Here is a 19,100-nt window from a genome sequence, read left to right as displayed (position 1 = left end):
GTATAAAAAACACTTATTTTTGGTTGAGCAGTATACCTTTTAGATTCCAGCCATAAGGTAATAAACAATACAAATTTAGATAATAAAAGCTTTATGAATAACAAGCCGGAGTATATTTATAGCGAGTTGCCAGCCATAGCATTGTTGCAAGAAATGGGCTACCATTATTTCAATGGGGAGCAGCGTCAGGAACGCAATGATATCACCGAGGTAATTCTTAAAAAAAGATTATTAGACGCTATTAAACGCATTAATCCCTGGATAAACGACAATAACCTTAATAAAGCCTATACGCTCATTACAACGGTTACAGGAACTTCATTAATGGAGATTAACCAGAAGGTCTGGGAACTGATGAGAGGAGGAACTTATACCGTCAAACAAATTATTGATGGCGTAGAAGGATTTCATGCAGTACATTTCATCGATTATGAAAATATAGAAAACAATGACTTTTTGGTGGTGAGTCAAATGAAATTCCACGGAAGGTTTCGACACTCTATTCCTGACTTGGTTATTTACATCAATGGTTTCCCTATTGGTATCATAGAATGTAAATCTCCAAGATCTTCAACTGCTTGGGATTCTGCTTACGGAGATTTAAAATATTACCAGGAAAACTCAGAGAAGCTGTTTCATTTCAACCAGATATGTGCAGGGATTTGGAAAGTTGGTGGGAGATATGGGGCGATCAATTCGCCGCAACAGTTTTATTCTGTTTTTAAGACCAATAAAGAGGATGCTGATATTTTGGCTCTTGCCAAAACAGAACAAGATAAACTGCTCATCGCCCTTTTCAAGAAAGAACGCGTGTTGGAGATTATTCGTCATTTTGTTTTATTTGAATTGGAGAATGGGATTACTATAAAAAAACTACCACGATACCAACAAATAAGAGCTACTAATAAAACTATAGAACGCCTGCAAGCTGGAGAAGGTGGTGTCGTTTGGCACACGCAAGGTTCTGGTAAATCTTTAACGATGGCTTATGTAGCCCGTAAATTACAGGCCCCGGAATATGGTTTTGATAATCCGACGGTGATGATAATGACTGATAGAAAGGATTTGGATAGACAAATTACTACGACATTGCAAAATGTGGGATTCAAGAATGTGAACCAAGCTTCCTCAGTAGTACATTTAGACAAGTTGCTTCGCAATGATTACGGAGGAATAATTACGACCACGATACAAAAATTTCAGGAAACAGATAAAGAAGCAACAGACTCTACCGACCAAACCGAACTAGAAGAGCGCGGTAATTTGATCATAGAAAAACATATAAAAGACAAAACGCTTGTCAAGATTACCAAAGAGCTGCAAAAAGGGAAATGGGTAGAAATTGATCGTGTTGAAATAGAATTAGAAGAGCTTTCAAGAAAAGAAAATCTTTATATTTTAGTAGATGAAGCACACCGTAGTCATTATGGTTTTTTGGCTTCTTTCATGAGAACGGTATTGCCCAATGCTAAGTTTATAGCCTTTACAGGAACTCCAATCTCTAAAGAAGATAAATCGACTTTAGGAGAATTTTATGGAGGAGAATATATTGATGTTTATACCATTACAGAATCTGTTGCTGACGAAGCTACTGTTAAGTTATTATATGATGAAGGGATCTGCAAGTTAGATATTAAAAAAGAAGCTATTGATGAAGAATTTGAGGCGAAATTTGGTGATGCATCTGAAGAAAAAAAGGATAAACTAAAACGAGAAGCTCTTAAAAAATACCAATTATCAGCAGAACGGATTGATGATATTTCCAGACATTTAATTGACCATTTCAGGGATAAAATTTTTCCAGATGGTCATAAAGCCATGTTGGTATGTAGCGGAAGAGAATCAGCCATTAAATACCAGCAAACCTTACACAGACTCAAAGAAGAAGGCTATCATAGTTTTGAGTCCAAAGTAGTAGTAAGTATAAGTTCACCAAAAACGGATGCCATTGCTAAAGATTACTATGAAACCTTAGAATGGAATAGAAATAATCCTGCTCATAAAAAACCAATATACGTTGTACCGCCCGAAAACATCAAAGATGCTACGGACGATTTTAAACTGCCTTTTGGAAACGAAGAAGAAACCGAAAAATCAGGTAAGAAAAAATTTGACAATACAGCGATTATGATCGTTTCAGATATGTTGCTAACAGGTTGGGATGCTCCTATTGCCTCTTGTTTGTATTTGGATAAACCTTTGAAGGAACACAACCTTCTTCAAGCCATTGCCAGAGTAAACCGTTCCAGAAAGGGTAAAAATGCGGGTTTTATTGTAGATTATAACGGAATCACGGCATATTTAATTCAAGCGTTAGAAATCTTTTCTGGTGACATAAGACCTGATGATATTTTAAAGAATATCAATGAAGAATTTCCAAAGTTAGAAATGAATCATACCAAATTAGTTGATTTCTTTAAACCATTGAAAATTGATAGAAACTACGAAAGAGAGGCCTATATTGATTTAGCACTAAGTTATATTGAACCCATCAACATACGAGACGATTTCAAATCTCTACTGAAAGACTTTAACAAATCAATCAATATCGTCTTGCCAAATACCAAGGCTTTGAAGTATCAACGTGACTTTAAGTTATTTAATGAAATTAAAATAAGAGCTAAAAATGCATTTCCTGATGATGATGAATTGAAAATCAGTAAGGACGAAAGTAAAATGCTCCAAATGATGATTGATGAACATCTAAAATCAAACGGAGTTCATAGTTTATTATCTGAACCAATTTCTATTATTGACAAAAATAAATTTAAAGAGGAAATCATGAACGCATCACCTGCAACCAAAGAACTAAAGATGCGAAATAACTTGAAACACGTCATTAAAGTTGGATTAGATAAGAATCCTGATTTTTACAAACCATTGGCTCAAAGGCTAGATGAATTGTTGAAGCAAAAAGAAGCCCAGCGAATTGATGAAGCTCAATTACTTCTAGCTTACACTACAATTCAAGATGAAATTATCAACGAGCAAAAAGAAGGTGAGCAAAAAGGTTTTGTGACAGAACGGGAACGAGCTGTTTATAACTCGATGAAAACGCTTTTTGATAGTACTGCCGACGATGCAACCAAAACATTGTTTGATCTTATCAACGGCGAGCTGAGTATTGTATCATGGGAGAGTAAAGGTCAGGTTCAAAAAGATATTGAAAATAAGATAATACGATTTTTGAGCACTAAGTTGGAGCGGTCAGAAGCTAAGGCTAAAGCAAAAGAAATGGTAGATGTTTTAAAGAAGAATAAAGATGTATAGTGTGCAATATGGCAATAAAACCATTGAGTATTCAATCATGGAAAAAGATGGTCTTAAATCGCATTATATTAGCGTAGAAAAAGACGTTGGTGTTATTCTCAAAGGTAAAGCTATTTCAATTGAGCAAGCTGATAAATTAATACTAAGAAAAGCCAAATGGATTTTAGATAAATTAGAGTTGGTAAGCTCCATTAATGAAGGTGAAATTATCACTGGTTCCAGAATTCAATATCTGGGAAGAAAGTATTATGTTGAGCTCATTATTGAAAATGAAAGTGATAAAATTAAAATTGATTTTACGGAATCTAAATTCAAGATTAGATTACCGAATCACTTGAATACTCAAGAAAATTTACGTCAAGCTGTTGAAAACTATTACAGATTAAAAGCACAGGAAAAAATAGAACCTATTTTAAGAAAGAAATCCAAAACGATAGGGTTACAATACAAAAATGTCAAGTTTATGAAGCTTGAAAAACGATGGGGAAGTTGCACACCGTCGAATACCATAATAATAAATTTTCATGCAGTTAAACTACCATTTTCACTAATAGAATATTTGGTAGTTCATGAGCTTGTTCATACCAAAGTGAAAAGCCATTCAAAAGAATTTTGGGCTGAATTATCTAAACATATTTTCAATTGGAAAGAGCTGGATGCTAAAATGTATGAGACGAAGTTGTAGAATGTAATATTCGGAAATAGTGACCATATCTTTTATGAACCAGATCCTAGCAAATCCATCAGATCCTGCTTAGACAATCCCTGAAGTTTTTTTCCGTCAGTAGTAAGAAGATTCTGAGCCAGTTCTTTTTTCTTTTTCTGAAGCGTAAGTATCTTTTCTTCCACGGTGTTGGAGCAGATCATTCGTACAGCAATGACATTTTTGGTCTGTCCTATACGATAACTACGGTCGATAGCCTGGTTTTCAGCAGCAGGATTCCACCAAGGATCCACAAGGTAGATATAATCTGCCTGGGTAAGATTGAGACCAACGCCTCCCGCTTTTAAGCTAATCAGAAATACACGGATATCCTCATTGTTCTGAAAATGAGCTACTTTTTCACCTCTGTCCTTAGTTTGTCCCGTTAAATACTCAAACTGAATATTGTGACGTTCCAGTTCAGCCTTTATCAGATCCAGCATTCCGACAAATTGTGAGAAAACAAGAATTTTATGATCCTTTGACTTCCCAAGGATTTGCTCCATCAAAATTTCGATTTTAACAGCATTTTCACCAGAATATCCCTCTTTCATCAGAACAGGGGAATTACATATCTGTCTGAGCCTTGTAAGACCTGTAAGGACATGCATGCTGTTTTTGTTCAGATCATCGTCATCATTGGCTGCAATAAATTCACGGAGTTCTTTTTCATAAGCATCGTAAATCTTGCGCTGTTCCGTATTCATTTCACAGTAAATAACTGTTTCCGTTTTTTCCGGAAGCTCTTTGGCAACCTGTTTCTTCGTTCTTCTGAGAATAAATGGCTTTATTTTTTGCTGAAGCTCCATTGCCCGCTTGCTGTACTCAAATTTATCAATAGGAATCGCATAGATATCCTTAAAATACTGTTTGCTGCCCAATAATCCCGGGCAAGCGAAAGAAAGCTGGCTGTAAAGATCGAAAGTACTGTTTTCTACAGGAGTACCAGTCAGAACAATCCTGTTTCTCGATTGAAGAAGACGTGCGGCTTTATATCTTTCAGAATTGGGATTTTTAATCACCTGAGATTCATCCAGAAATACATAATTAAAATTAAAGTTTTTCAAAAATTGAATGTCCGAAAGAAGCATCCCGTAGGTTATGAGGATCACTTCATAATCAGGCATATGAGCCGTTGTTTTTGGTCTGTCTGTGCCATAATGGAGCAGAACTTTTATAGAAGGCGCAAACCGGGTTATCTCTTCCTGCCAGTTGAAAAGCAGGGAAGTAGGTACTACAATCAGGTTGGTCGTATGCCCTAGCTTTTCCTTTTGTGAAAGAATAAATGCAATAATCTGGATGGTTTTTCCCAATCCCATATCATCGGCAAGACATCCTCCAAAGTTGAAACTGTCGAGAAAATTAAGCCAGTTCAGCCCGTCATGCTGATAATCTCTCAGTTCAGCATGCAATTCAGCAGGAATAGCCACTTCCGGAATATCCTTTACTTTTGAAAAGTTTGTTGAATAAGAGGTAAGTTCTTCCTGAATCTCTTGGCTTAGTACTTCTTTTTCAAACAGTGAAGTCACCTCCGTAAAATTGATTTTCGGAATCTTTAAGAGTTCCTCATCAATTTCTCCCGCATGGAAATAAGCCGATATTTTTTCTATCCATTCTTCAGGGAGAATTCCCATGCTTCCGTCATCAAGCTGAACAAATTTACTTTTATTCCTGATGGCACGATGAAGTTGTTTCAACGAAGCTTCTTTGGGGCCAAATCCTATTTTTAATTTAGCATTAAACCAATCCAGTCCGCTGGTGATCTGAATATTGATTTTAGCCCGGTGAGGATTTAATTTATTGTTTTTTAACTCATTAAAGCCGAGTATGATGATCCCTTCATTTCTCCAGGTCTCAAATGCCTCAAGAAACCAGTTGTTATCCAGGAACTTATCTCTGTGAAGATAAAAATATTGATAACCGTCCATCTGTTCTTCAAAATCAGGATGCTGCTGCATTACCAAAGAAGTAAAGCGGGCTTCAGCCGATTCATTTCTTTCTATTTTAAAAGGATTTCCATTTTGATCGGTATCAAAAATCTGCTTTCTGGAATACACCGGAACTTCTACCTCTCCGTATTTCATGACGGGGGTAATTCCTATATAATTTTCCTGCTGACGGAGATAAATGACTTTTTCAGTCTTATAGTTTTTATATTCAAGCTGTACTTTCGTTGCGGGTTGTATATAGCTGTAATTGATGTGAATACTATCTTCTAAATTAGATAAAATATTCTGCATGAATGCTTCATATTTTGAAGAATGAATGAGCAAAATTTCATTATTAGCTTTGAAAAAACGTATGATTTTGAGTATGTCCGGATTGTCTATAAAGCTGAAAATGTTTCGGTTATAGACAAAATACTCATTTCTGAGAACAATATTTTTAAAAGGAACAGAAATGTCATTAAAGAGCAATTCTCCGGTTATTTCAAAAAATGGATCTTTCTTAAATACAGATAATTGAAGCTCTGCATCTAAAGTGTTTAATTCAATGCGAGAAAGTGACTTTGCAGAAACAGATTCTGCGATTTCCCGGTCATGATAATAGACTTCCAGTTCAAGAGGATTCTGTACAATGAGCTTTAAAGCTTCCAGTTCTGAAGGATTGTAGTCTTCATTGTAATTATTCTGAAAAGAGGTAATAGCAGTGTAAAATTTGATGTCTGCCGGTTTCTCTGCTTTCCATATCAGCTGCATGGCATCTACAGGAGTAACTGGATTTTTTATTTTTCCTGTCTGCGTTATTTCAGCCTCCATCAGAGAGAAGGTCATATGATTGTAATAACGGTGTTTCCCAATGACCAATATTTGCTTTTTACCCGATTCCAGTACAGCCAGCTCATCCAGTTTAGAAGGAAGCTGAGGAAGAAGATCTTTTGTCAGCATCATATCATATACAGGAAGCATTTCTTTGATCTTGGGCAATATTTCAATTTTGCCATCAGCGTATTCCAGCTGAAAATATTGATCCAGATCAGTTTCATTTTCAAGACCATATGGTTTGGCTTTTGGCGTAAGCGTCTTTTTACGGAGCGTTTCATCAAAAAACAAGCGGTAATTTTTATCCTCAATAATGCAGTGAATAATTTCTGCCTGATGAGAACAAAGCTGGTCTTTAAGAGAGTCACAGGTACACGAGCAAAGAAGCGAACTGCCTACTTTACTGATGGTAACCATTGGGAAATCTTGCAGTGAAGATTGTTTTGTAAATATTCCTGTATTGATTTCAATAGCAGCAGGGTAGATCTCGCGAAAATCCCGGATTTCGATAAATGTACTGTCTGAGGTATGTTTCAGCAGGTCATATACGGAAAGTGTACTGATATTAATGTTGTCAAGAATATATTCTGCCATAAAAATAGATGGAGACAAACTTACAAAAAACAAATGTATTGAAGAATCCGTTTTGGCTACAGCTTACCCCATTTTGGCAACTTCTGCGCTTGCTCTAATGCTGAACTTTGTCCTACAATTTTAAATCAAAAAAAATGAAAACAATTTTTATAACAGGTGCTTCTACAGGATTAGGAAAAGCAACTGCCCAATTATTTCAAAACAAAGGATGGAAAGTAATTGCTACGATGAGAAACCCGGAAGCAGCCGCCGATCTTGCTGTGCTGGAGAATGTAACCGTACTTCCGCTGGATGTTACCAATCCGGAACAGATACAATCCACTGTGAAACTGGCTTTGGAGCTTGGAAACATTGATGTGGTGTACAATAATGCAGGATATGGCTTAATAGGGCCTTTGGAAGCTCTTTCTGACGATCAAATCGTAAAACAGCTGAACACGAATTTATTAGGAGTTATACGCGTTACACAGGCATTTATTCCTTACTTCAGAGAGCAGAAAAAAGGAATGTTCATTTCTACAACGTCTATTGGAGGACTGGTTGCTTTCCCGTTAGGTTCTACTTATCACGCTACCAAATGGGCACTTGAAGGCTGGAGCGAAAGTCTGGCTTTTGAACTTAATACATTGGGAATTGATATTAAAACCGTATCTCCCGGAGGGATTAAGACGGATTTTGTAAGCCGTTCCCTGGATTCAGCATCCAGCCCTGCTTATGAAGATATGACCAATTCTCTGTTTTCTAAAATGGAAGGAATGATGGAAGCGGCTTCCACACCGGAGCAGATTGCAAAAGTAGTGTATGAGGCTGCTACAGATGGCAAAAAACAGTTGAGATATGTAGCCGGAGAAGATGCTAAAGCAATCTATGCACAGCGCGTTGAATTAGGGGATGAAGCTTTCAGAGAGCAGTTTGGAAAACAGTTTGTTTAGTCAGGTTTTTGAAAGACAGGATAAAGTAAATCACACTTATGCTGTCTTTTCCGTCAAATAATTTATAAATTTATATCATGGAAAAGAAAGATACCATCCCTTTGAAAATTTCATCCATATCTGAACTGCACCATATGCTGCAGCTCCCTAAACCACTTCATCCTTTGGTAAGCCTTGTGGATAATACAAAAATGAGTATCAAAAAGGATATGCTTAGGAGAAGCTTTATCCTGAATTTTTACAAAATCTCTTACAAGTATTCTACCGTTGGAAAAATGGGCTATGGGCAGGGATATTATGATTTCAATGAAGGGGGAATGATGTTCACTGCTCCCGGACAGGTTCTTTCTACCGATGAGAATGCAGAATACTGTGGATATACTTTATTGGTGCATCCGGATTTTATCAGAAGTTATGATCTGGCAAAGAAAATCAAGAACTTCGGTTTCTTTTCTTATGATACCAATGAAGCACTGCATTTGTCTGATCAGGAAAAAACGACGATAACAGGTTTGTTGGATAATATTGGAAATGAATTAAATACAGCTATTGATGAAGTAAGCCAGGATGTTATTGTTTCTTATATTGATGTTCTTCTCAATTACAGCAACCGTTTTTACAAAAGACAGTTTATCACAAGAAAAGCGGTCAATAATGATTTACTGACTAAAATGGATGTTGTGCTGGAAAATTATTTTAATCAGCAGGAAACACTGAATAAAGGGCTTCCTACGGTAGAATTTCTGGCTTCCACACTCAATCTGTCACCTCATTATCTGAGTGATATGCTTCGTAATCTCACAGGATTGAATGCCCAGCAGCATATTCATGAAAAACTGATTGAAAAGGCGAAGGAATATCTTACTACCACAGGCTTTTCTGTATCTGAAGTAGCCTATGCACTGGGATTTGAACACCCACAGTCTTTCAATAAGCTGTTCAAAAAGAAGACAGATAAAACCCCTCTGAGTTACAGACAATCTTTCAATTAGATATTATTACCCGGTTCATACACCGGGTATTTTTTTACATAAAATAATCATTCATCGTAATATAAAAAATACCGGATTTCAGGTAGATAAAAATACATTCTTTTCAGGATTGATCGCTTTTGGAACTAAAAATACATTTGTTGTACCATACACGACACCAAATTTTAAAACTAAACCATATGAAAAAGCTAAATTCTGTTTTATTTCTAGTTATAGGAATGGCAGCCTATGCTCAGCCTTCTGTAACGAGATCTGCTGTGGACAGGGTAAATATACCCCATACCTTCAGAGCAGGAGATGTAGACCCTAGTGTGACTGCAGGCCCTTCCGGAGCGAATATTACATGGAATTTTTCTGCTTATGCAGCTCCCAATGTCAATACAAACACCACAAAAGCCTGCCCGGGAGAAGCCAACTGCTTTAGGTTTCCGGGAGCCAACAGAATCACCACACCAACGCTTTCCGATGTCTATGATTTTACTTCTATATCAGATACACAGGATGTAATGTTGGGAACCTATGCTAATCCGGGAGATATGTTGATCTCTTATTCTGATCCTTTGATTAATTTTAATTTTCCTGTTACTTATCTGCAACAGTTTACCGATAACTATCAGTTCAATGTAACTTCGGGAGGAGTAGCTAATATGACCGAAACAGGTCAGGTAGAGTATACAGTGGATGGCTATGGAACCATTACGACTCCTACAGGAACTTATCCGAATGTTCTGAGGATTAAAAGAATGAGAACCGCTACACAAACGCCGGGACCTTTCAATTATACCAATGAATCTTATATGTGGGTAAGCCAGAGTGCAGGAATCGTATTTAATTTTGCAGTTAATACATTTACCATCAATGGAAATACAAGCGTTGTAAAAAGCGTTTCTTATCCTGAAACGGCCTCTTTATCTACTATTGATCCTGAAATCGGAAAGAAAGAAATAGCAGTCTATCCTAATCCTTCTGCTGATGTTATTACTCTTGATACTAAGGAAGATATCATCAATATAACGGTAACTTCTCTGGATGGAAGAACTGTTGTAAAGGAAGGGAATTCTAAAACTATTACTATTTCAGGGCTTTCCAAAGGAGTATATATTCTTAGGGGAGAACTGAAAAAAGGAGGATTTGTTTCAAAGAAAATTATAAAAAAATAACCTGAATTCAGTTTTAAACCTTAATAGAGTGACAGTATAATATCTTTTCTAAACTGGAATTGATTTTATACTGTTTTTTATTGATGTTGCTTTTCTTTTATCAGAGTTTCAATTTTAAGTCGGGCTGTATTCCATTCATCATCCAAAATACTGTAGGAATTAATTCAACGGTTTCTCCGGTTAAAATTGTTAGATAGGAAATCCATTTTTCTTTCATGGCTGATTTTTATAGACCGAAATTAATGAAAAATAAAATCGATATTCAAAAAATAAAATGATTTTCAACTATGATGAGAACTGAATTTCTGTTATTGGTTAAAATGGAACATAAAAATGACAAAAACGGACTAGATTTTAATGGGTTTGCCTCTCTAACTTTGCAAAAGGAATTTTTATCCCCCTGTTATAATGAACGAGAAAGAATCTTTTAATGCAAAAATGCCGAGAGCCTGTTTTTTACTTTTCTTTGCCCACGGGCTTGTTTTTTCTTCATGGGCGAGCCGGATTCCTATCATTAAAACCGCTCTTTCCATTAATGAAGCACAATTAGGAACACTATTGCTGCTCATGCCGATAGGACAGCTTTCTACAATGGTTTTGGCTGGAAAACTGATCAGTATCTACGGAAGCAGCGGGATTATTAAAAGATGCTTTTTGCTGTATCCTTTTTTTCTGTTATTAATTGGTTTGTCACCTTCTTACTGGACGCTTGGGGTTGTTTTATTTTTCTTTGGAGTTTCAGGGAATATGTGCAATATTGCGATCAATACTCAGGCGATAGAAATAGAATCAATCACGAAAAGAACCCTTCTTTCTTCATATCATGGAGCCTGGTGTTTTGCCGGACTTACAGGAGCTGTTGTAGGTTTGTTAATGATCAATCTCCATGTAGGCACTTTTTATCATTTTGGTGTTATTTTTATTCTTGTAGGAATACTTTGGTTTTACAGTACAAAAAATCTGACCAATATTATCCATAAAGCAGAGCCTCAGACCCGGTCTATATTCAAGGCTGTGAATCCTACATTGTTTGGTTTGGGAATTATAGGATTTCTGAGTATGGCGATTGAAGGCGCAATGTTCGACTGGAGCGGGGTATATTTTCAGACCATAGTTAAAGCACCAGAAAATCTTGTGATACTGGGATATACAAGTTTTATTTTAATGATGACTTTAGGTCGTTTTATCGGAAATAAAATTATTGAGAAATACGGAAAAAAGATCGTTTTGCAATGCTGTGGGATATTGATGAGCGGAGGACTTTTCCTAAGTGTTTTCTTCCCGGAACTGTGGATCTGTATCATTGCTTTTATGATTATTGGTCTTGGAAGTTCCCTTAGTGTACCATCCGTTTACAGTACAGTAGGAAAAGTGAGTACAGTCGCTCCGAGCATTGCTTTATCATTTGTCTCCAGCATATCGTTTTTAGGGTTTCTGATGGGGCCGCCTCTTATCGGATATATTGCGGAGAGCTTTGATCTAAGATATTCCTACGGCCTTTTTGCCTGCTTTGGGATTTTACTGGCGATTATGACCGGACAGATGAAAGTATTCAGGAAATCGTAATGAATCTTTTCTGTTATAAAAAAATACATCCCTGATTTCAGGGCTGTCACTCTATAAAATTTATATCCAGTTTTCTATAAGATGAAGCCAGAGTGCTTTTTCTTTATCAAATAGAAAGATAGCTGATGATTTCCTTTTGGTGGTGATTTCTCCTGTAACATGAGTTTCAATATAAATGGCCAATCCATGGTGTTCAGAATGAGTTACTTCTATATTTTCGAGCTGAATATTTCGCTCCGGAAATCTTATGAACTCCAGTTCAGTGATGAAAGCCACCTTTCTAAACTTTTCAAAAAGTATAGAGGAGTTACTCCCGGTGAATATAAGAAAAGCTTTAAGTAAGTGTCTTTTGATCCGGAATTTCTCCATTATGTGTAAAATTTATTTCAAAATATATAAAGTTAACTATATAGTTGACTTTATATTTTATATATTTACAGCAAATATATTTCAGATGGATTTCGACTTTATTAAAGAATTAGGGTATAAAGCTTTGGATAGCAGACTGAAAAGAATCAGTGACAGGATGTCTCATGATGTTCGCAAATTTTATAAAGAATTCGGAATTGATGTTGAGCCGAACTGGTATCTGGTTTTTATGCTGCTGCAAAAGAAGGGTGAAATTTCAATTACTGATATTGCTGAACCGTTGGGATATTCTCATCCGTCTGTTGTGGTTATTGTCAAAAAAATGAATGAAAGCGGTTATCTTATCATTAAAAAAGATAGTTTGGATAAGCGGAAACAGATCATTTCATTATCACCCAAAGCCATTGAAATGCTTCCTCAATTGGAGCAGATCTGGGACAGTTGTGAAAAAGCCATTCTGAAGGTATTATCAGAAGATCTCTCGATATTCACTTATCTGGATCATATTGATCAGGAATTAAAAAATGAATCTTTTCACCATAGATTTAAACAGGAATATTTAAAATCAATCAAATCATGAAAACATTAATTCTCATCACAGCATTTCTTTTCTCCAATATAATGATTTCAGCAACGGAAACGAAAATCATGATCAGAGCCAAAGCAAGGGATGCCAAATTTATCGGAACTTCATTGGGCGGAGCTCATATTATCATCAGAAATAAGCTTAATCAAAGAATTCTGGCAGAAGGAAATACCACCGGAAGCACCGGAAACACAGATTTGATCATGAAAACGCCTAAAATCAGAGGAAACTCCATTACAGATGAACAGACAGGAGGTTTTATAGCTGCAGTAGATATTGATGAACCTACATTTGTGAATATAGAAGTGGTTTCTCCTCTGAACAGCAAACAGGCACAGGCTGTGGTAAGCACAGAGCTATGGCTGATTCCCGGGAAACATATTCTGGGAGAAGGAATTATTCTTGAAATTCCCGGATATATTATTGATATTCTGAAACCCAGAACCCATCAGTATATTGCTTTGAACAGTATTAAAGATAAACCTTTCCTGTTTCAGGCTAATATTGTGATGATGTGCGGATGTGTTATTGATAAAGGAGGTGTATGGAATTCCGATGAGATTGAAGTGAAAGGAATTCTGAAAAAAGACGGAAAACTGGTGAAGAATATAGATATGTCGCTGGTTTCAACCAATCTGTTTGAAGGAAGCCATATGATTGGTTCTCCGGGAAATTATGAACTTGTCTTATATGCGTATCATGAGAAAACGGGAAATACAGGAGTTGATAAGGTAAATTATGTAGTTTTTGAATAAGAATGAATGGTTTTCGGGCACATCCATAAAAGAAAAAGAGATTTCAAAACGATCTCCATTATCTAGTAATACCCAATATTCCCAAGCTATTGCATTATCTTTCATTGATAGAGTAACGGCAATATAAAAAGTTATCTTATTTTTATCAGATCGGGAAAATGATGATGACTGATGGTAAGAATAAACTGATGATCCTGAACATTTCATTGAAAAAATTAAATAGGAGATCAAAAAAATATGAAAAAATACTTTTTATTAGGTTTGATATTTTATTTTTCGGCTCATGCTGAGAAGAAAACAGAACCTGTCATATCTATTCAAAATAATTATATAACGATTCAGGAAAATGAATATTTTGAGGATGAATCCCGTTATGGAGCTTATATCTCAGGTAATAACTGCTCTTTTGAAGTTTTAATTAATGATATTCCTGTTATAAAACACAGGAGTACCTCGGAAAGTCGTTTGGCCGATTCTTATTTTCCGCTGAATGAATGGATTACCAAAAAAGGAAATCAAAAAGTCACCGTTAAAATGACTCCCGGATTTAATCAGGATAATAATACTTCAGATTCTGAGCTTTCTCCCAGTTCAGAAGTACAAATTAAGCTTGTAAAGTTATTGAAAAATCAGTCTGGGAACCTTGAAGAAAATGAAGTGAAAAAATATTCAACTTCTAAGAAAAAACGAGGAAACCCCAATATATTTGAAGATACATTTACTTTCTTTGCTGAAGCACCCTATGATATAAAAACTCTTGAAAATGCTGAAGTTTTAATGACAGATGATAAAGATAAATTACAGGTTCTTGAACAGGAAGTCGTAGCCAAGTATAATAAGGTAAAAGATATTTACATGAAAGGTTCATGGAATACCCTGGCTGCTATTTATTATAACAGAGAAAAAAGGGTGGCGGAACAATTGTATTTACTACCAAATGAAATAAAACAGAGATGGAACGAATATATATTCAGAACAAATACTGATATTACATTTTTTGATCTAAAACCTATTGAAGATTATAAAATGACCTTTTATGCAGATGGTAAAATAGTATGTCTCCAGAAGATCAATACTGAAAAATCAGCCCTTTGGGGTGACTTTAAAAGAAAAGGAAAGGATAATATAATGACAACCTATATTACCCTTTATCTCTATCGTTCCAAAGGAACTAAAGACCTGGAAGTGTATTAAAGTCTTATAAAGAATCGGTGATGGCTAATTCTGTGATGGTGCTTAGCCATTCCTTTCTATCTTTTTCTGTTAATTCGTACAACGGACCTATAAAATGGTTCTCAATGTGTGACACTCCACAGTATTCTAAAATACCTTTCTTAAGCTGAATAAGCCCACTGGATTGATACTCTTCTTCATATACATCAGAGGATAGGTCTCCGGCTGTGGTAATAATTCTTGCTGATTTCGCATTCAATAGCCCCTCGCTGCTGCCTTTTTATTACTTTTAAAAGCAATTCCCGGAAGAAATGCCCTGTCAAAGAACCCTTTCATGATGGCAGGCATACCCAGCCACCAGACAGGATGTATCCATATCTGATGTTCACTCCACTGAATATCTTCCAGAGCTTTTATAAGATCAGGTTCAAGTTCTGTTCTTTGTTGGTAACCAAATTGAAGATTAGGATTAAAGTCCAATTTCCCAATAGGAATATATTTTACCTCAGCCCCGGAAGCTACAGCTGAATTGATATAATATTCTGCAATGGCAGTGTTAAAGCTTTCCTGAGCCGGATGTCCGTTAATTACGACAATTTTTTTCATGATTTAGGGGTTAAAATTGTTTTAAATAATTTGACCTGTTGTTGGTAAAAAGTTTCTGCTAACAGACAGGGAAAGAAATCAAAAGCATGTACAGCTCCTTCAATTTCCAGTAAAGTAGTTGAAACGCCTGCATTTTTTAGCTTTTCAGCATACTTCTTTCCTTCATCTTTCAGCGGATCCCACTCACATACAATGATAGTAGCATTCGGAAGATGGGTAAAATCTTTTTCCCGTAACGGAACAGAATACTGAAGTGGTTGAGTTATTCGGTGTTGTAAATAGTGCCTCCACATCCATTCAGCTGCTTTTCTAGTTTGTATGGGAGCGTGGGCTAATTCATGCATAGATGAGGTTTCCAATATATGATCCGTTGGAGGATATAGTAAATATTGATGTTGAATATTTACTTCCTCTTTATCTCTTGCATAATGAGTTACTGAAGCTGCAATTGTGGCTCCTGCGCTGCTTCCGCAAATTATTATATTGTTTTTGTTTCCATGGATTTGACCGGCAGATTCAGATAACCATAGTAACGTATCATAGCCGTCTTTCATTGCAGCCGGAAAGGGGTGTTCAGGGGCTAACCGATAATCTACAGAAACGATGACAGCATCAATATCCAATGCCAATCGGAAAAAGATAAAATCATATTGTTCCGGAGTTCCGTATATAAAAGCACCACCGTGGAAATAGAGGAGTACAGGTAAGTTTTGCTTCCCTTTTGGTCTGTAAACCCTCAGTCTTATGCTTCTTTGAGATTCAGAAGAAGGAATGTGGATGTCTTTCACAGAAAGCGATATAGGAATTGGTATTGATTCTTCCGTAGTCATTATATTCAGTTCTTTTTCTCTGATCTTTGCAGGATCATTGGCTAATAAATAGTCATAATCAATTTCGTTAAATGGACTGTTTATAATGGCTTTTAAAAGCTCACAATCTATTTTTTCTTGCATTGTATATAAATTTGTATAGCAAAAGTAGACTGATAAAATAGGCAAAAACAGGTACATTTTAAGCTTATTTAGGTATCTTTGTAGTATGGCAAGAGAAAATATATACCAGTCCCTTGAGGTTTTTTATGAAAAGATAGAACAATGCCCGTTAAAAGACAGGCAATTCAACTTTTTCGAACTTGTATATGTGATTTCCGGGATTGGGCACCATATCGTTAATGAGAATAGAATTGCCTATTCTGCAGGTGATCTGTTTTTAATTACTCCCAATGACTGTCACGGATTTGATCTGAATGGAATCTGTGAGTTTATGGTGATCCGTTTTGAAGAAAATTATATCAAAGAATATCAGTGGAAAAGCATAGATCATATTGAATGCCTTTTGTATTATGCTTCTCATTTATCAGGTTCAGTATTGGTAAATAATGAGGATAAGAAAATGATGAATCTGCTAATTCAGAATTTACGGCAGACGGCCGAGCATGAGTCAGTGTATAATGAAGACCTTACCCGCCATCTGGTGAATGCTGTTATTGTTATTGCAGCAAGGAATATAGCAGTTATTAAGCCGGAGAATATCTCTTCCAATGCAGATGTCCGTATTCTTCAGATTCTGGATTATATTCAGGAGAACATCCGACAGCCTAAACTTCTGAAAGTAGAAACCATTGCCAATGAGTTTGGTTTATCGCCAACCTATCTTGGAAGTTATTTCCGTAAACAATGTAATGAGTCTATCCAGCAATATATTTCTTCCTACAAAATCCGGCTGATAGAGCATAGATTGCGTTTCAGCGACAAAAGAGTTCATGAAATTGCGGATGAGTTTGGTTTTGCCGATGAAAGCCACATTAATAAATTTTTTAAGAGACATAAAGGAAAAAGCCTTAAAGTCTATAGATTGGAATCGGCTTAGCTAAAGAGTATTAAATACTTCCATAATGGCTTCAATGAGTCCTTTATCTACCTTAGATTCTGATGAGATATCCTGTATAAGTGCCCGCATATTGCCAGAATCATCCCGTTCAAAAACAACTTCGTAGCCATTTACGTCAACATAGAATTTATAGCCATGGGTAAATGCCGCCAGTTTTACATTAAAAAGTTCTTCTTTACCTTTATAGGTTACTGGTACTTCAAATTCTTCCATTGCTGTGAGTTTTTATTCATGCTAAAATCGGTACAAAGGTCGGAAAATTTTACTTCATATCATCATACAAAATGTAGTGATAAAGCCAAATAATACAAATTGCTAAGATAATTTATAGGTTAAAATCTGTATATTTATCCGTAGTTATGAAAGGATTTCAAAGCAGGAATGATCAAGGAATTCGAATTAAACCATTATGAAAAATACCATCACCCTTTTCTGGTTCAGACGGGATTTAAGAGTAGAAGACAATGTCGGGCTTTACCAGGCACTCCAGTCAGATGCTCCGGTAATGCCTGTTTTTATATTTGATACCGATATTCTCAATAAGCTTGAAGATAAGCAAGACAGAAGGGTAGATTACATTCAACAGGCTTTGACGGATATGAATATTTCATTAAAAAAATACCATTCAAAGGTCAATACCTACTATGGTAAGCCCATTGAAATATTCAAAAAGCTATCAGCAGAATATACTATTGAAGGCGTTTTCTGCAACAGAGATTATGAACCTCAGGCGATTGAGAGAGACAAGGAAATCTATTATTTTTTCAAGGAAAAGAATATTCCTTTTAAAGCCTATAAAGATCAGGTGATTTTTGATAAAGACCAGATTATAAAAAAAGATGGTTCTCCTTATACCGTTTATACCCCTTTTGCAAAGAAATGGCGGGAATCATTAACTCCTGAACACTATCAAACTGTCGAATTAGACTTTAAAAACCTTTTTCCACAGGAATATTCTGACATCCTTACTTTAAAGGAGATCGGTTTCGAAAAAACGGATTTTGATTTTAAAAAGCCAGTTCTTGAAGCTTCCATTATTGATCACTATGATCAGTTTCGGGATTATCCTGCATTACAGCATACTACACAGCTCGGAATTGCTTTAAGATTCGGAACTATTAGCATCAGAAAATGTGTGGCTTTTGCATTGAAACATAATGCGGTATGGCTTTCAGAGCTTATCTGGCGTGAATTTTTTATGCAAATCTTATATCATTTTCCACAGGTGGTTCATCAATCTTTCAAAAGACAATATGACAATATCCATTGGCGGAATAACGAAGAGGAGTTTAAACACTGGTGTGAAGGAACTACAGGGTATCCAATCGTAGATGCCGGAATGAGAGAACTGAATCAGACAGGCTATATGCACAATCGGGTGCGAATGATCGTAGCGAGTTTCCTATGCAAGCATTTGCTGATCGATTGGCGTTGGGGTGAAGCTTATTTTGCCTTAAAACTCAACGACTACGATTTGTCCGCAAACAATGGAAACTGGCAGTGGGCAGCAGGTTCAGGTTGTGATGCAGCTCCTTATTTCAGAGTTTTTAATCCGACAACACAGATGGAAAAGTTTGATAAAGACTTACTGTATATCAAAAAATGGCTTCCGGAATGGAATACTCCGGCATATCCCTCACCAATAGTAGAACATACGTTTGCCCGAGAAAGAGCTTTATCCGAGTACAAAAAAGCATTGGCATAAATATTAAAATATCAGCAAAATGCCCGATAACAAAAAC

General features: G+C 36.1%; 17 protein-coding genes. 11 read left to right on the top strand and 6 right to left on the bottom strand.

The window, feature by feature from the left end; genetic code table 11:
• The first annotated feature begins 93 nt into the window (after positions 1–93).
• Together BOQ62_RS00665 and BOQ62_RS00660 are read left to right on the top strand one after the other, a co-directional pair.
• Entirely contained in the window at positions 94–3,270 is a 3,177-nt protein-coding gene (locus BOQ62_RS00665) for a type I restriction endonuclease subunit R (protein ID WP_129036533.1), read from the top strand.
• Positions 3,271–3,307: 37 nt separating this feature from the next.
• Positions 3,308–3,955, top strand: coding sequence for a M48 family metallopeptidase (locus BOQ62_RS00660; RefSeq protein WP_228413494.1), 648 nt, complete (start codon positions 3,308–3,310; stop codon positions 3,953–3,955).
• A gap of 32 nt (positions 3,956–3,987) precedes the next feature.
• Here the strand turns inward: BOQ62_RS00660 and BOQ62_RS00655 are convergent, their stop codons facing one another.
• Complete coding sequence (locus tag BOQ62_RS00655; RefSeq protein WP_129036531.1) at positions 3,988–7,329, bottom strand: DEAD/DEAH box helicase; 3,342 nt, start codon at positions 7,327–7,329, stop codon at positions 3,988–3,990.
• 134 nt (positions 7,330–7,463) lie between these two features.
• On the opposite strand from BOQ62_RS00655, the gene BOQ62_RS00650 reads away from it, so the two are divergent.
• From BOQ62_RS00650 to BOQ62_RS00635, 4 genes are all read left to right on the top strand, one after another.
• Positions 7,464–8,261 carry an SDR family oxidoreductase gene (locus tag BOQ62_RS00650; protein WP_129036530.1) on the top strand — a complete coding sequence of 266 codons (798 nt, stop codon included), beginning with the start codon at positions 7,464–7,466 and terminating at the stop codon, positions 8,259–8,261.
• Between the two features lie 77 nt (positions 8,262–8,338).
• Entirely contained in the window at positions 8,339–9,253 is a 915-nt protein-coding gene (locus BOQ62_RS00645) for a helix-turn-helix domain-containing protein (protein ID WP_129036529.1), read from the top strand.
• Between the two features lie 179 nt (positions 9,254–9,432).
• Positions 9,433–10,413, top strand: a complete 981-nt coding sequence (locus BOQ62_RS00640; protein WP_129036528.1) for a T9SS type A sorting domain-containing protein — start codon at positions 9,433–9,435, stop codon at positions 10,411–10,413.
• Positions 10,414–10,821: 408 nt separating this feature from the next.
• Entirely contained in the window at positions 10,822–11,979 is a 1,158-nt protein-coding gene (locus tag BOQ62_RS00635; RefSeq protein WP_129036527.1) for an MFS transporter, read from the top strand.
• Positions 11,980–12,039: 60 nt separating this feature from the next.
• Here the strand turns inward: BOQ62_RS00635 and BOQ62_RS22270 are convergent, their stop codons facing one another.
• Positions 12,040–12,255 carry a hypothetical protein gene (locus BOQ62_RS22270; RefSeq protein ID WP_164976645.1) on the bottom strand — a complete coding sequence of 72 codons (216 nt, stop codon included), beginning with the start codon at positions 12,253–12,255 and terminating at the stop codon, positions 12,040–12,042.
• A 178-nt stretch (positions 12,256–12,433) separates the two neighbouring features.
• Here BOQ62_RS22270 and BOQ62_RS00625 point away from each other — a divergent pair, with 178 nt between their 5' ends.
• The 3 genes from BOQ62_RS00625 (at position 12,434) to BOQ62_RS00615 (ending at position 14,883) form a co-directional block, all read left to right on the top strand.
• Entirely contained in the window at positions 12,434–12,928 is a 495-nt protein-coding gene (locus BOQ62_RS00625; RefSeq protein ID WP_129036526.1) for a MarR family winged helix-turn-helix transcriptional regulator, read from the top strand.
• Positions 12,925–13,689 carry a hypothetical protein gene (locus BOQ62_RS00620; protein ID WP_129036525.1) on the top strand — a complete coding sequence of 255 codons (765 nt, stop codon included), beginning with the start codon at positions 12,925–12,927 and terminating at the stop codon, positions 13,687–13,689. Before BOQ62_RS00625 ends, BOQ62_RS00620 begins: the two co-directional genes overlap by 4 nt.
• 237 nt (positions 13,690–13,926) lie before the next feature.
• Complete coding sequence (locus tag BOQ62_RS00615; protein ID WP_129036524.1) at positions 13,927–14,883, top strand: hypothetical protein; 957 nt, start codon at positions 13,927–13,929, stop codon at positions 14,881–14,883.
• 4 nt (positions 14,884–14,887) lie between these two features.
• On the opposite strand, the gene BOQ62_RS24025 is transcribed toward BOQ62_RS00615, so the two are convergent.
• Genes BOQ62_RS24025 through BOQ62_RS00605 form a run of 3 tightly spaced genes read right to left on the bottom strand, consistent with a single transcriptional unit; the run spans position 14,888 to position 16,421 of the window.
• Positions 14,888–15,121 (bottom strand): NADPH-quinone reductase (modulator of drug activity B), encoded by a 234-nt coding sequence (locus BOQ62_RS24025; protein WP_317127344.1) that lies wholly within the window; start codon positions 15,119–15,121, stop codon positions 14,888–14,890.
• On the bottom strand, positions 15,118–15,468 hold the full coding sequence (locus BOQ62_RS24020; RefSeq protein ID WP_317127343.1) for an NAD(P)H-dependent oxidoreductase: 351 nt from the start codon (positions 15,466–15,468) through the stop codon (positions 15,118–15,120). Before BOQ62_RS24020 ends, BOQ62_RS24025 begins: the two co-directional genes overlap by 4 nt.
• Complete coding sequence (locus BOQ62_RS00605) at positions 15,465–16,421, bottom strand: alpha/beta hydrolase (protein WP_129036523.1); 957 nt, start codon at positions 16,419–16,421, stop codon at positions 15,465–15,467. The genes BOQ62_RS24020 and BOQ62_RS00605 overlap by 4 nt, the downstream gene beginning before the upstream one ends.
• 85 nt (positions 16,422–16,506) lie before the next feature.
• Here BOQ62_RS00605 and BOQ62_RS00600 point away from each other — a divergent pair, with 85 nt between their 5' ends.
• The gene (locus BOQ62_RS00600) at positions 16,507–17,337 is read left to right on the top strand and encodes an AraC family transcriptional regulator (protein WP_185146780.1); all 831 of its coding nucleotides are present in this window, start codon (positions 16,507–16,509) and stop codon (positions 17,335–17,337) included.
• On the opposite strand, the gene BOQ62_RS00595 is transcribed toward BOQ62_RS00600, so the two are convergent.
• Positions 17,338–17,571 carry a hypothetical protein gene (locus BOQ62_RS00595; protein WP_129036522.1) on the bottom strand — a complete coding sequence of 78 codons (234 nt, stop codon included), beginning with the start codon at positions 17,569–17,571 and terminating at the stop codon, positions 17,338–17,340.
• 196 nt (positions 17,572–17,767) lie between these two features.
• On the opposite strand from BOQ62_RS00595, the gene BOQ62_RS00590 reads away from it, so the two are divergent.
• The gene (locus BOQ62_RS00590; protein WP_129036521.1) at positions 17,768–19,063 is read left to right on the top strand and encodes a cryptochrome/photolyase family protein; all 1,296 of its coding nucleotides are present in this window, start codon (positions 17,768–17,770) and stop codon (positions 19,061–19,063) included.
• Positions 19,064–19,100 lie beyond the last annotated feature (37 nt).

It is taken from the genome of Chryseobacterium sp. CH21, assembly GCF_004119445.1.
Lineage (GTDB): Bacteria > Bacteroidota > Bacteroidia > Flavobacteriales > Weeksellaceae > Chryseobacterium.
The sequence above is the reverse complement of the archived record's forward strand: the minus strand, read 5'-3'. Positions and strand labels throughout refer to the sequence as shown.

Bases quoted from the DNA above. Each gene is read 5' to 3' on its own strand.
- BOQ62_RS00645 (WP_129036529.1), top strand. From the start codon at position 8,339: ATGGAAAAGAAAGATACCATCCCTTTGAAAATTTCATCCATATCTGAA.
- BOQ62_RS00595 (WP_129036522.1), bottom strand. From the start codon at position 17,571: ATGGAAGAATTTGAAGTACCAGTAACCTATAAAGGTAAAGAAGAACTT.
- BOQ62_RS00655 (WP_129036531.1), bottom strand. From the start codon at position 7,329: ATGGCAGAATATATTCTTGACAACATTAATATCAGTACACTTTCCGTA.
- BOQ62_RS00665 (WP_129036533.1), top strand. From the start codon at position 94: ATGAATAACAAGCCGGAGTATATTTATAGCGAGTTGCCAGCCATAGCA.
- BOQ62_RS00600 (WP_185146780.1), top strand. From the start codon at position 16,507: ATGGCAAGAGAAAATATATACCAGTCCCTTGAGGTTTTTTATGAAAAG.
- BOQ62_RS00620 (WP_129036525.1), top strand. From the start codon at position 12,925: ATGAAAACATTAATTCTCATCACAGCATTTCTTTTCTCCAATATAATG.
- BOQ62_RS00660 (WP_228413494.1), top strand. From the start codon at position 3,308: ATGGAAAAAGATGGTCTTAAATCGCATTATATTAGCGTAGAAAAAGAC.
- BOQ62_RS00635 (WP_129036527.1), top strand. From the start codon at position 10,822: ATGAACGAGAAAGAATCTTTTAATGCAAAAATGCCGAGAGCCTGTTTT.
- BOQ62_RS00615 (WP_129036524.1), top strand. From the start codon at position 13,927: ATGAAAAAATACTTTTTATTAGGTTTGATATTTTATTTTTCGGCTCAT.
- BOQ62_RS00590 (WP_129036521.1), top strand. From the start codon at position 17,768: ATGAAAAATACCATCACCCTTTTCTGGTTCAGACGGGATTTAAGAGTA.
- BOQ62_RS24020 (WP_317127343.1), bottom strand. From the start codon at position 15,468: ATGAAAAAAATTGTCGTAATTAACGGACATCCGGCTCAGGAAAGCTTT.
- BOQ62_RS00640 (WP_129036528.1), top strand. From the start codon at position 9,433: ATGAAAAAGCTAAATTCTGTTTTATTTCTAGTTATAGGAATGGCAGCC.
- BOQ62_RS00625 (WP_129036526.1), top strand. From the start codon at position 12,434: ATGGATTTCGACTTTATTAAAGAATTAGGGTATAAAGCTTTGGATAGC.
- BOQ62_RS00650 (WP_129036530.1), top strand. From the start codon at position 7,464: ATGAAAACAATTTTTATAACAGGTGCTTCTACAGGATTAGGAAAAGCA.
- BOQ62_RS00605 (WP_129036523.1), bottom strand. From the start codon at position 16,421: ATGCAAGAAAAAATAGATTGTGAGCTTTTAAAAGCCATTATAAACAGT.